11 protein-coding genes are annotated in these 12,593 nt (G+C 71.1%); 6 read left to right on the forward strand and 5 right to left on the reverse strand.

What is annotated here, in order from left to right:
* The first annotated feature begins 109 nt into the window (after positions 1-109).
* On the forward strand, positions 110-712 hold the full coding sequence (locus D7X30_RS24720; RefSeq protein WP_120565416.1) for a malonic semialdehyde reductase: 603 nt from the start codon (positions 110-112) through the stop codon (positions 710-712).
* 223 nt (positions 713-935) lie between these two features.
* Here D7X30_RS24720 and D7X30_RS24725 read toward each other — a convergent pair whose 3' ends face one another.
* Positions 936-1,397, reverse strand: a complete 462-nt coding sequence (locus D7X30_RS24725; RefSeq protein ID WP_120565417.1) for a hypothetical protein — start codon at positions 1,395-1,397, stop codon at positions 936-938.
* Between the two features lie 57 nt (positions 1,398-1,454).
* Positions 1,455-2,864, reverse strand: coding sequence for a S8 family serine peptidase (locus D7X30_RS24730; protein WP_120565418.1), 1,410 nt, complete (start codon positions 2,862-2,864; stop codon positions 1,455-1,457).
* Positions 2,865-3,400: 536 nt separating this feature from the next.
* Here D7X30_RS24730 and D7X30_RS24735 point away from each other — a divergent pair.
* The 3 genes from D7X30_RS24735 to D7X30_RS24745 all read left to right on the forward strand — a co-directional run bounded on the left by D7X30_RS24735 (position 3,401) and on the right by D7X30_RS24745 (position 5,923).
* Positions 3,401-4,204 carry a prolipoprotein diacylglyceryl transferase gene (locus D7X30_RS24735; protein ID WP_199724540.1) on the forward strand — a complete coding sequence of 268 codons (804 nt, stop codon included), beginning with the start codon at positions 3,401-3,403 and terminating at the stop codon, positions 4,202-4,204.
* Between the two features lie 55 nt (positions 4,205-4,259).
* Positions 4,260-4,832 carry a class I SAM-dependent methyltransferase gene (locus tag D7X30_RS24740; RefSeq protein ID WP_120565420.1) on the forward strand — a complete coding sequence of 191 codons (573 nt, stop codon included), beginning with the start codon at positions 4,260-4,262 and terminating at the stop codon, positions 4,830-4,832.
* A gap of 158 nt (positions 4,833-4,990) precedes the next feature.
* Positions 4,991-5,923: an alpha/beta fold hydrolase gene (locus D7X30_RS24745; RefSeq protein WP_120565421.1), complete on the forward strand. Its 933-nt coding sequence runs from the start codon at positions 4,991-4,993 to the stop codon at positions 5,921-5,923.
* A 13-nt stretch (positions 5,924-5,936) separates the two neighbouring features.
* Here D7X30_RS24745 and D7X30_RS24750 read toward each other — a convergent pair whose 3' ends face one another.
* On the reverse strand, positions 5,937-6,830 hold the full coding sequence (locus tag D7X30_RS24750; protein WP_120565422.1) for a DMT family transporter: 894 nt from the start codon (positions 6,828-6,830) through the stop codon (positions 5,937-5,939).
* A 15-nt stretch (positions 6,831-6,845) separates the two neighbouring features.
* Positions 6,846-7,127 (reverse strand): rhodanese-like domain-containing protein, encoded by a 282-nt coding sequence (locus D7X30_RS24755; RefSeq protein ID WP_014400616.1) that lies wholly within the window; start codon positions 7,125-7,127, stop codon positions 6,846-6,848.
* A gap of 87 nt (positions 7,128-7,214) precedes the next feature.
* On the opposite strand from D7X30_RS24755, the gene D7X30_RS24760 reads away from it, so the two are divergent.
* Complete coding sequence (locus D7X30_RS24760) at positions 7,215-7,730, forward strand: GreA/GreB family elongation factor (RefSeq protein WP_120526938.1); 516 nt, start codon at positions 7,215-7,217, stop codon at positions 7,728-7,730.
* Positions 7,731-7,760: 30 nt separating this feature from the next.
* Here D7X30_RS24760 and D7X30_RS43650 read toward each other — a convergent pair whose 3' ends face one another.
* On the reverse strand, positions 7,761-9,494 hold the full coding sequence (locus tag D7X30_RS43650; protein WP_304984715.1) for a HAMP domain-containing sensor histidine kinase: 1,734 nt from the start codon (positions 9,492-9,494) through the stop codon (positions 7,761-7,763).
* A gap of 231 nt (positions 9,495-9,725) precedes the next feature.
* Here D7X30_RS43650 and D7X30_RS24770 point away from each other — a divergent pair, with 231 nt between their 5' ends.
* Positions 9,726-12,566 carry a PAS domain S-box protein gene (locus tag D7X30_RS24770; RefSeq protein ID WP_120565424.1) on the forward strand — a complete coding sequence of 947 codons (2,841 nt, stop codon included), beginning with the start codon at positions 9,726-9,728 and terminating at the stop codon, positions 12,564-12,566.
* The last annotated feature ends 27 nt before the right edge of the window (positions 12,567-12,593 follow it).

Genomic DNA, 12,593 nt, shown 5'->3' on the forward strand with positions numbered 1-12,593 from the left:
TATAGCGCCCGCCCCTCTCCGCCGGCACTTACTTACTTTTTGGAAGTTACTTGCGAAATAAAAGTGACGCGGGTAGCCATGGGCTGTTCGCAACGGAAGGACACCACGCATGGCGACGACGAACACGGCCCTGGACACGGACGCACTGGAGCAGCTCTTCACGGAGGCCCGCACCTACCCGGGCTGGCAGGACCGGCCGGTGACGGACGAGACGCTGCGCCGCATCTATGAGCTGGCGCGCATGGCGCCCACCGCGGTCAACAGCCAGCCGGTGCGCCTGGTGTTCGTGAGGAGCCGCGAGGCCAAGGAGCGGCTCAAGCCCGCGCTGTCCCCGGGCAATGTGGACAAGACGATGCAGGCGCCGGTGACGGTCATCGTGGCGTACGACACCGCGTTCCACGAGCAGATGCCCAAGCTGTTCCCCTCGCGCGACATGAAGAGCGTCTTCGCGGCCATGACGCCGGAGGCGCGCGAGCAGGCGGCCTTCATGAACGGCACCCTGCAGGGCGGCTACGTCATCCTCGCGGCGCGCGCGCTGGGGCTCGACTGCGGCCCCATGGGCGGCTTCGACAAGGCGAAGGTGGACGAGGCCTTCCTCCAGGGCACCGGCTGGAAGTCGAACTTCCTCATCAACCTGGGCTACGGCGACCCGGCGAAGCTCTTCCCGCGCAACCCGCGTCTGTCTTTCGAGGACGCCTGCCGGGTGGACTGACACCGTCCAATCCCAGACAGCGCATTGGTCCCTCCGTTCAATGGCATCAGGCGGCCACAATCCTGAGTTTCTAGGTTAATCAGGAAGAAGCAGCCCCGCCGTCGGTTCCACAGGGGTGAACGCGGCAAGCGAGCCTCTTCCCGGTGCGACAGCGCGAGCGCCCCCACGAGGGTGCCCGCCCTTCGCGGGGCCGGTGACGGGAGGCAAGCGCGGTGGAGCGGAGCTAGTACAGCTGTTCGAGCGGCATCATCGTGCCCGCCTCGAACTCCGGCGCGCGGCGAAGCTGGTCCAGCACGCGCGGGGCGCACCTCAAGTGCAGCATGGGCAGGGAACCGCCCGGCTCACTCATGGCGCGCACGGCGCCCACCAACTGGTGTGCCTCCAGCCAGCGCATGAAGCTCTCGCGGAAGCGGGCGTTCTCCGCCTGGCCTTCCTTGTGGATTTCCGCGCGCGAACGCATGGGTGCCCGTGAGGACACGGAGGCGCTCTTCGGCGCGGCCGACTCCCGGGGCATCACCGTGACGTCGATGTCGCCGCCCGGCTGTGCGTCACGCTCCAGGCCACCTGAGCCCGGCAACGCACGCACCGTGCCTCCGCTGCCCGGCAGCGGACGCACGGCGGCGACGGAGGACATCCGGGCCGAAATGTCTTGGGGTCCGCCCGGCACGCCATTCTTCCTGCTCATGGCCACATCCTCCCCAGGTCCGGTGCTCACGTGGCACCGGCCCCGGCAACTACCGCGTCACCTGAAAACAGCCAGGCCCTTCCCCGTCCGGTGGTTCGCCGAGCGAGGAAGCTTGATGGCATTGCCCAGAATCAAATCTCTCACTTCCAATGCCGTCAAGTCAGGGGCACGGCAACGATACAGCGCCGCGATTCCTGCGACATACGGCGCCGCCATGCTTGTGCCGCTCATTCGTTCATAGAACGCCTGATTGTTGCAGCGGCGTTCAGTAGACGAATACACATTCACCCCGTAGCCCATGACGTCAGGTACGACCCGACGCCCCACGGAGCCGCTGGCGGAGAAGGTGGCCACGTTGCGCTCGAAGTCGACTGCCCCCACAGCCAGGGCCTCGGGAAAGGCTGCTGGGTAACCAACCGTGTCGGGTCCACTGTTACCCGCCGCGACAATGGGCAGGATGTTGCTGTCCAGAAGTCGACGCAGCATGGCTTGCAGCGCGCGCTGGTTGAGCAGGTAGTCCGCTTCGGAGATGCCCGGAGGCGGCTGCAGCGGGAAGCCCAGCGACAGGTTGACGACGGCGGGACGCGACGCGTTCTCCGGACGGCTGAACTGGTGCAGCAGCCACTCCATGCCGGCGGCCACGCGGCCCAGGCTGGTGCGGATGGTCTCCGACTCGATGACGGACGCGGCGTACAGGTCCACCTCCGGCGCGACGCCGTGGTGCACGCCCGCGGCGATGCCGCACACGTGCGTGCCGTGGCCGTCCGGATCGAACCCGCGCACGTCGCGCGCGGGGTTGTGCGGCGAGTTGGGGAAGAGCGAGACGTAGCGGAACTGGATGGTCTTGCTCGCGTGCTCCGGGTGGTCCGCGTCCACGCCGGTGTCCAGGATGCCCAGCATCACGCCGGCGCCCCGGATGCCCTGGGCGTGCGCCAGGGGGACACCGGACTCGTCAGGCCACTCGCGCGTGGCGAGCGAGCTCATGCCGCGGTTGCGCGGCCCTGTCTGTCCGGCGGACACCGGACCGGGGAAGGACAGGGGCACCACGTCCGGGATGAACTCGAACTCCTCCGCCAGCTCGCCCCGGGCCGCCTTCTCCGCGTCCTGGGAGTAGAAGTGCGCCATGGTGGCGCCGATGAGCGGCATGAACCGGTAGCTGCCGGCTTCCGTGCCGGCCTGCTCCGTCACGGGCGCGCCCGGCATGGGCGTGGCGTCGACGTCGCTGGCCTTCTTCCCGCGGGCGCTCTTGCGGCCGCGCTGCGCCTGGCCGCTGACCTCCGGCTTCACGCCAGGCAGCGTGGCCGACCGCAGTCCGAGGGCGGTGAGGGCATCCGGTGCCTTCTGGGCCGCGCTGAAGCGGAGCGCGGTGCTGCGGCTGAGGACGCGCTCGCCCTGCGCCGTGCCACGCACTCCGGGCCGGGCCTGCGTCTCGATGGACTCCTTGGGTACCAACAGGAAAGACTTCATGGCTGTGCTCCTTGGACCGCTCAATCCGCGCCGGGCCCCGAAGGGAGAGCACCTGCGGTACGACCGCGCCCACCTGGGGACCCTGACAAGCCCCTTCCGGATCCGGTGGGTCGGGCTCGCGGGCGTCGCCCGGAGCCGTTGCATCACCTGCCCTCCCCTCTCCCCATGCGCTGGGGTCCAACCGGGGGATTTGACCGCGACCCCCTGACAAAAAATCACGGGATTTCCGTAATAGACACCCCTTGTCTGGTGTCTCGGTCCTCACTCGGCTTCCCCGAACCTCCGGAAACACAACGGATTCCCTCCGTGGGACGAGGGCAGTGGCCGGGGGCGCACACGGGCTCTGTCCGCCAGCGGATGTGGGGAAGGGGCAGGCAGGAGGGGCGGGGGCGCGAGAGGGCGTCCGGGTGGGGCTTGCGCGCCCGGCGGGCGGGGAGTGGAAAAAGAGGTGGAGGGAAGCCCGGGATGCGCCGATTGTTCGGCTTCCATCCGCCCGGAGTATGTCCGCGCGGATCCCTGGCCTTTCTGGAGCCCCCTTGATTCCCTATTGGCACGCCCCTTCGTTCAAGCTGGGGCCCCTGGAACTGAACCCCTTCAACGTCTTCGTGGCGGCGGGCATCCTCCTGGCCGCCCGGCTGCTGACGAAGCAGGCGGAGCGCGAGGGCCTGGACCCGAACCCGCTGGCGGACTTCGCGATGTGGGGGGTGGCGGCCGGCATGCTCTTCGGCCACTGGGTGCACCTGTTCTTCTACCACCCGGAGGAGATGTCCAAGAGCCCGTTCCAGATCCTCCGGTTCTGGGATGGCCTGTCGTCCTTCGGCGGCCTGTTGGGCGGCATCCTGGCGGCGGTGGTGTTCTTCCGGGTGAAGAAGCTGCGCTTCAACGACTACGCGGACAGCTTCGCGCTGGGTGTGGCGCCGGGCTGGGCGGTGGCGCGGCTGGGGTGCTTCGCGGTGCACGACCACCCGGGCAAGCTGACGGACTTCTTCCTGGCGGTGCAGTTCCCCAATGGCAACCGGCACGACCTGGGCTTCTACGACGCCATCGTGCTCTTCGCGATCACGGGCCTGCTGTACGCGCTGCGGGACATGCCGAAGATGAAGGGGCGGCTCTTGCCGCTGCTGGCGCTGCTGTACGCGGCGTCCCGCTTCAGCCTGGACTTCCTGCGGGCCACGGACCTGTCGTACGTGGACGCGCGCTACTTCGGCCTGACGCCGGCGCAGTACGGCAGCCTGCTGCTGGTGGCGTACGGACTGTGGGGCCTGCTGCGCAAGCAGGCGCCGAGCGCGTCCTCGCAGAAGCCATCCTCGCCGCAGGGCCGGGTGGAGACAGCGCGGTAGCGCGCGTCCACGTTTCGCGTCGTTTCGCGTCGTTTCGCTTCAGGGGGGGTACCGCGTGAAGGCACTGGCGTACGACGCGTTGATGGCGCCGCTGGGCTGGGTGGGGCTGAACGCCGCCCGGCGGCAGCTGGTGGCAGGTCTGTCCGGCAAGGTGCTGGAGGTGGGCGCGGGCACGGGTCTGGCGCTGCCGGGCTACCCGGACACGGTGACGTCGGTGACCGCGGTGGACGTGGACCTGGGAGCGCTGGTGCGCGCACGGGCGCGGCGCAGCGGCGTGGCGCTGCTCCAGGCGGACGCGCAGTCGCTGCCGTTCACGGACGGCTCGTTCGACGCGGTGGTGTCCAGCCTGGTGTTCTGCTGCGTGGACGCGCCGGCCACGGCGCTCTCGGAGGTGATGCGGGTGCTCAAGCCGGGCGGCGAGCTGCGCCTGCTGGAGCACGTGCGGGCCCCGAACCCGGCCGTGGCCACCGCGCAGGACCTGCTGACGCCCGCGTGGCGCAAGCTGACCGGCGGCTGCCGCCTCAACCGCGACACCTTCCGACTGGTGGAGACCGCGGGCTTCCGCATCCTCAAGCGCGAGCAGCGCCTGGGCGGCGTGGGCGAGCTCATCTTCGCGCGGCGGCCCTGAGCCTCCCTTCAGGAGGGGGCTCGCAAGACCCGCCCTGGCAGGTCACTCCCGACCTGGCAGGATAGATTTGCACAAGGGATGTCAGAGGTCACTTTAGGATGGCGTGCATCCTCGCGGCGGACCTACCCGCCGCGTCCCATCCCGTGAGGCCCTGACGCATGTTGCGCGCCCTTCGCCCCCTCCTCGCAGTGTTGCTGTTCGCCGGCTGTGGACCCGATGTCGCGTCGGATGCCGCACCCGACCTCGTGAGTGCTCCGGCTTCGCTGGAGTCCTCCGACCGCGGAGGTGGTGCGAACCCGCGGGAGGGCTCCGTACGGCTGTCCACCGGTGTCACGCTCCGCTACGTCGAGCAGGGCCGCCAGGACGGGCCCGTCGTCGTCCTGCTGCACGGCTATACGGACTCGCACCACACCTGGGACCTGGACCTTCAGCGCTTCTCGCGCGACTTCCACATCTACGCGCTGGACCAGCGCGGACATGGGGATTCGTCCCGCCCGGCGTGTTGCTACACGCAGCAGGCGTTCGCGAAGGACGTGGTGGCGTTCCTGGATGCGAAGCGCGTGTCGCGCGCCGTGCTCGTGGGCCACTCCATGGGCAGCTTCATCGCGCAGCAGGTGGCGCTGGACTTCCCCAGCCGCGTGAAGGGGCTGGTGCTCGTGGGCTCCGCGCCCACCGTGGCCGGCAATGAAGTGGCCCTGGGCCTCAAGGAGGTCGTCGACACGCTGACCGACCCCGTGGATCCCGCCTTCATCCACGAGTTCCAGGCCAGCACCTTCCATGCGCCCGTGCCGGAGTCCTATCTGAACACGCTCGTCTCGGAGAGCTCCAAGCTGCCCGCGCGCGTGTGGCAGGACGCGCTGGACGGGCTCATCGCGGAGGACCACTCCTCGCGCCTGGGCCGCATCCGCGTGCCCACGCTGATCATCGGCGGGGACCATGACGGCTTCTTCTCCGTGGACGAGCAGCGCGCCCTGGCCCGCGCCATCCGCGGCTCCAAGTACCTGCTCTACCCGGAGACCGGCCACGCGCCGCACGCCGAGCGCCCCCAGCGCTTCGTGAACGACGTGCACCATTTCCTCGAGCGCCTGTAGCCGCTCGCGCGCTTCAGGCTCCGGCCGCCCCGGGTTCCGCCGGGCGCCGGCCGGGGTCGCCTCGGGCCAGCACCACCACCGCCACCAGGATGAGCAGGCCGCCCAGTCCCTGCCGCAAGGACAGGCGCTCGCCCAGGAAGATGGCGCCCAACACCACCGCCATCACCGGCTCCAGCGTGGACAAGAGCGACGTGTTCACCGGGCCAATGCGCTTGAGGCCCGCGAAGAACGTGAGCATGGCCACCACCGTGGACAGCAACGTCAGCCCCGCCACCGCGGCCCAGCCCCCCGGCGTCTGGGGGAAGGACGGGCCCTTCACCAGCATCAGCGTCCCGAAGGCGAGCCCCGCGGACAGCGGGACGACGGTGCTCGCCGCGAGCGGCCCAGCCGGCCCCACCACTCGCGCGCTGGACAGGACGTAGAGCGCGTAGATGACCGCCGACAGCACGCCCAGGCCAATGCCCAGCGGCTTCGCGTCCGGGCCGGGATCCACCGTGAGCGCCGTGCCACACAGGGCCAGCCCCACCGCCAGCCAGCGGGAGCGGCTCAGGTGCTCGCGTCCCAGGGCCACCTGGATGAGGGCCACCAGCGCGGGGAAGAGGTAGAGCAGCAACGCCACCAGCCCGGCGGACGCGTGCTGGAGCGCGATGAAGTAGGCGCTGCCTTCCGTGAAGTAGCCCACCGCGCCCAGCAGCACCAGTCCGCCCAGGACGCGGCCCCGGGGCCACCTTCCGCCCTTCGCGACCATCACGCCCGCGAGCACCAGGCCCGCCAGCGTGAAGCGCAGGAAGAGCAGCGTGGGCATGTCCGTGCCCGCCGCGTAGGCCAGGCGCGCGAACAGGCCCAGCGCACCAAAGGAGGCGCCGGACAGGGCGACGAGGAGGAAGCCGGCGGTGCGGGTCCGCATGGCGCCCGGGCGCGCCTACCAGTTCTTCACGGAGCCCAGGTCGAACACGTCCGGGAAGCCGCCCTTGCGCAACAGCTCCGCGGCCACCGCGCTGCGGCCTCCCGCCGCGCAGTACACCACCACGGGCGTGCCCACCGGGCCGACCTCGGAGAGGCGCTGGGCCAGCACCTGCACGGGGATGTTGCGGGCGGCGTCCGGGTGTCCCTGCTGGAACTCCTCCGGGGTGCGCACATCCAGCAGCACCGCGCCCTGGGCGACGAGTTCGTGGGCCTTCTGCGAGCGTTCCTGAGGCGTCATGCGCCCCATTCAACCAAAGCCCGGGGCCCCGCCGGGCTGAAAACTGGAGGCCGCCGCACCGGGCGCTACAGTCCTGTAACGATACCCATGCGACTCGACAAGCTCACCCTGCTCCACCAACTGTCCGAGCGGCTCCAGCAGAGCGACCGGCTGGCCCACCGCGCGGAGGCCGATGCCCGCGAGGCCGCCCGCAGCCTCGCCACGGAGTCCGAGAAGAAGGAGGACGGCCGCGCCGCCATCGAGTACGGCAGCCTCGCCACCGGCCAGGCCCAGCGCGCCCGCCGCCTCCAGGAAGAGCTACAGGCCCTCACCGCCTTCAGCCAGAAGGAGCTGCCCCGCTTCCCGCGTCAGGGCCCCGTGGGCCTGGGCGCCCTGGTGGACTGCAGCACCGAGGACGAGGACGGCTTCGCCGAGCGCACCTTCTTCGTGCTCCCCGCCGGCGCGGGCACCGAGCTCACCGGCCCCGGCGGCGACGGCTTCCTCTCCGTCATCACGCCCAGCTCCCCCGTGGGCCGCGCGCTCCTGGGCAAGAAGGCCGGCGACACCGTGGAGGTGACGCTCGCGGGCGAGGTGCGTGAGTGGACGGTGCTGGAGGTCGCCTGAGCTGAAAGCGACGCGGGCCTGCTTGGGCGCCTACCCGCCTTGGGTGGGCCCCGGCGCCGCGTGCGCGACGAGCCACTCCTCGGGGATGTCGCCCCGGGGCAGCTCCAGGAGGAACGTGGCGCCCTCCCCCGGCGTGCTCACGGCGCGCACCGTGCCTCCGAACGCTTCGACAATCTGACGCGTGATGTAGAGCCCCAGGCCCAGGCCGCCGTAGTGCCGGTCGCTCACCGCGCGCTCGAAGCGCTCGAAGATGCGCGCCAGGTCGTCCGGCGCGATGCCGATGCCGTGGTCCTTCACGGTGAGCCGCGCCAGCGAGCCTTGCGCCTCCACGCTCACGATGACGGGGCGGCCCGCGCCGTACTTGAGCGCGTTGGACACCAGGTTCGTCACCACCTGCTCCAGCCGCAGCCGGTCCCACCGGCCCACCACCGGCACCGGCGCCTCCAGGCCCAGCTCCGTGCCGGCCTGCGCCGCCGCGGCGGAGAAGCGGTAGAGGATTTCGGCGGCCACGCTCGCCAGGTCCAGCTCCTCCAGCTCCAGCCGCAGCCGGCCCGCGGTGATGCGCGACACGTCCAGCAGGTTGTCCACCAGGCCCGACAGCCGGCGCACCTGGCGCTGCACCACGTCCAGCGCGTCCGCGACGCGGTCGGTGGGCACGTCCTTGCCCTCGCGCGCCAGCACCACCACCTGCTTCTGCAAGAGCTGCACCTTGAGGCTCAGCGGCGTGAGCGGCGTCTTCAGCTCGTGGCTCGCGATGCCCAGGAACTCGTCGCGCTGGCGCACCGCTTCGCGCGCCTCGCGGTACAGCCGCGCGTTCTCCAGGTAGAGCGCGGTGCGGTGGGCCAGCTCCGTGAGGAAGTGCTCCTCCTCCGCGCCAAAGGACCGCAGCACGTTGGAGCGCAGCACCAACAGCGCGCCCAGCACGTTGCCGCGCGCACCCAGCGGCACGCTCAGGCAGCCGTGCGGCCCCACCTCGCGCAAGAGCCGCGCGTGCTCCGCGTCCCGCGCGATGGCCACCACGTGCTCCTCGGACAGGATGGGCAGCCGCCCCACCGCCCCGGACGCGAACACCTGGGGCAGCCCGCCCGGCACGGAGGGGCCCGGCGGATAGCGCGTGAGCAGGTCGCGCAGGAGCGCGTGCCTTCCCGCGTCCGCGTGCAGGGACGCCGCCACGCGCAGGACTTCATCACCCACGGCGCCCGTCGTCCGGAGGATGAGCAGGGCCCCCTCCCCCAGCGCGGGCACCAGCAGCTTGAGCAGCGGCTCCAGCTGCGCCTCCGCGTCCACCGACGTGCCCAGCAGCGCCCCGGCCTCCGCCAGCAGACGCGACGCATCCAGCACGGACGCGGGCACCGCCGCCTCCACGGCATGCGTGCGTAGGAGCGCCGCGGCCACCGGCCCATCCCCAGCCCGCACCGGCACCGCGGTGCAGCGCAGCACGGCGCGTGTCCCATCCGGACGGAGCACGCGCCACAGGGACGCGTCCACCGGCTCGCCCGCCAGTGCTCGCGCCAGCGGCGAGTCCCGCGGCGGCAGCGGTGTGCCGTCGTCCCGCACCCATTCACACCCAGGCAGGCGAGCGTGCTCGATGTGAAGAGGGACCGGGATGCCGAAGTGCGCCGCGGCTTGTGAGTTGAAAACAGTCACACGGCCCGTGGACTCAACGAGCACAACGCCTTCCGCGTCCATGACGCGCGTTGACAGGGACAGGCCATCCCCATCCGTCACGCGGGCCTCCGAGGCTGAAGAGGTGATGCCGGACATGCCAAGGCTTTCCGCATGCATCATGGTGTCATCTCCGCCTCCCGGGAAGAAAGGAAGACAGGACCCGCAGCCCACTCCATCCTCAAGGACAGGGAATGCTTCCCACCCTCACGCTCTTCCCGCGGGCCCCCTTGCCTGCATGCCGGCGATCCTCAATCGTTCGACTGTCCACGTCCGTGATCCGGGATGTTCCGCCCGCACGGCCAAGTTCTTTCACCGCGAGTCCCCTGCATGCAGATGCCGTTCACCCGGCCTGACGGCACCACCCCCACCGAGCGCCGCTTCCGTCAGGTCATCGACACGCTTCAGGAGGTCGTGTTCCAGACGGACACCGCGCGCACGTGGGTCTTCCTCAATCCCGCGTGGACCGAGGTGACAGGCTTTCCCGTGGAGGAGAGCCTGGGCCGCTCCGCGCTGGACTTCGTGCACCCGGACGACCGGGCGCGAGTCCTGGACGTGTGCCAGACGCTGCTCACGCGCGAGCGCGACTACGTGCAGCACGAGGTGCGCTACCTCACGCGCGACGGCGGCTTCCGCTGGGTGGACGTCTTCGCGCGGGTGACGCTCGACGAGGACGGCGCGCTGGTGGGCATGGCCGGCACGCTCAACGACATCACGGAGCGCAAGCGCACGAGCGACGCGCTCGCCCGGCGCGAGCGCTACCTCACCGCCCTGGTGGACATGCAGCAGCGCCTGCTGTCGGTGCCGGAAGGGGGCGACCTGTATAGCCCCGCGCTCGCTCCATTGGGGCAGGCCTCCGGCGCCAGCCGCGTCTACGTCTTCGAGACGTATACCGACGCGAAGGGGGCGCTCCTGTGCACCCAGCGCGCCGAGTGGTGCGCGCCCGGCGTGACGCCGGAGCTCGACAACCCGATGCTCCAGGACCTTCCAATGCGGCCCATCCTGGGGCGCTGGGCGAACCTGCTGGAGCGCGGCGAGGTCGTCACCGGACGCGTGGCCACCTTCCCCACCATCGAGCGGGAGCTCCTGGAGCCGCAGGGCATCCTCACGCTGCTGGTGCTGCCCTTGCGCGTGCAGGGGCGGCTGGTGGGGTTCGTGGGCTTCGACAACTGCTACGAGGCGCGCGAGTGGGACCGGCTGGAGGTGGACCTGTTGTCCGCGGCCAGCGGCGCCATCTCCGTGTCGCTGGAGCGGCGCGCGTCCGAACGGGCGCTGCGCGAGCACGAGCACCGCTTCCGTCAGCTCGCGGAGAACGCGTCGGACGTGCTGTACCTCTACCGGCGGGAAGCACCGCGCGGCTTCGCGTACGTCAGCCGCGTGGCGCACGCGAAGCTGGGCCTGGGGCCGGAGGCGCACTACGCGGATCCGGAGCTGTGGTACCGGCAGGTGCACCCGGATGACCGGGCCGTGCTGGAGCGGCTGTTGGAGTCGCCCCAGTCCGTGGATGGCTCCACGGTGGAGCTGCGCTTCCTGCGCCCCGACGGCAGCCTGCTGTGGCTGGAGCACGTGGTGGCGCCGGTGACGGACCCCGCGGGCAACGTGGTGGCGGTGGAGGGCCTGGCGCGCGACATCACGGAGCGGCGGCAGGTGGAGGAGGCGCTGAAGCGCTCCGAGGCCAGCCTGCGCGCGCTGATGGAAGGCTTCCCCGACCCCGCGGCCATCGAGCGCGACGGCCACATCGTCTACGCCAACGCGGTGCTCGTCACCACGCTGGGTTTCGCGCGCGCGGAGGAGCTGGTGGGCCGCCGGCTGTCGGAGTTCCTGGCGGACGTGCCGGGCACGGGCGTGACCTCCGGAGACAGCACGCCGCTCACCAGCGAGCGGCGCCTGGTGCTGCGCGACGGGCGCACGCGCGTGGTGGAGCTGGCGTCACTGCCTCTGCGCTTCGACGGACAGCCCGCGGTCGTATCCATCGCGCGAGACGTGACGGAGCAGCGCCAGTTGCAGGCGCGGCTGACGCTGGCGGACCGGCTGGCGTCGGTGGGCACGCTCGCGGCGGGCATCGCGCACGAAATCAACAACCCGCTGGCCTTCGTGGTCTCCAACCTGGGCTTCCTGTCGGACGAGTTCCGCCACCACCTGTCCCCCGGCCCCCGCGGAGTGCGCCCGCCGGACGTGGCGGAGTGGCAGGAGGTGCTGGGCGAGGCGTGCGAGGGCGCCGAGCGCGTGCGCCAGATTGTCCGCCAGCTGAAGACGTTCTCGCGGCCGGATGAAGAGCGCATGACGCCGGTGGACGTGCACGCGGTGCTGGACTCGGTGGTGATGATGGCCGCCAATGAAATCCGGCACCGCGCGCGGCTGCGCCGGGACTACGGCACCGTGCCGCAGGTGATGGGCAACGAGGGCCGCCTCTGCCAGGTGTTCCTCAACCTGGTGGTGAACGCGGCGCAGGCGATTCCGGAGGGCTCCGCGCACGACCACGAGGTGCTGCTCGTCACGCGTGTGTCCGGCGGGCAGGTGGTGGTGGAGGTGCGCGACACGGGCAGCGGCATCGCGCCGGAGGTGATGGGGCGCATCTTCGATCCGTTCTTCACCACCAAGCCCGTGGGCGTGGGCACCGGCCTGGGGCTGTCCATCTGCCACGGCATCATCACGGGGCTGGGCGGCGACATCCAGGTGGACAGCACCGTGGGCAAGGGCAGCACGTTCCGCGTGGTGCTGCCCGCGCCCCAGCCCGACCCGGTCGTCCGTCCGCCGGAGGCCCCGCTGCCCGCCGCGCCCGTGGTGCCTCGGGGCCGCGTGCTGGTGGTGGACGACGAGCCCGCGGTGGGCCGCGTGCTGCAGCGGCTGTTGCGCGGCCATGACGTGGAGGTGGCCACGAGTGGCCGCCAGGCGCTGGAGCGCATGTCGCAGGCGCCGGGCTTCGACGCGGTGCTGTGCGACGTGATGATGCCGGACCTGGCCGGCCGCGACGTGTACGAGGCCGTGCGGCGCGCACACCCGGGCCTGGAGCGCCGCTTCATCTTCGTGTCCGGCGGCGCTTTCACCGCGGGCGCGCGCGACTTCCTGGAGCACATCCCCAACCCGCTCCTGGAGAAGCCCTTCGACGAGGCGCGCGTGCGCGGCGCCGTGGAGGAGCTGGTGCGGCACGGTCCGCCGGACGCCGCCTGACACCGGAGTCCGGCGGTCCGGGCCCCC

The organism is Corallococcus sp. AB011P, from assembly GCF_003611605.1.
In the GTDB taxonomy this organism is placed as follows: Bacteria; Myxococcota; Myxococcia; order Myxococcales; family Myxococcaceae; genus Corallococcus; species Corallococcus coralloides.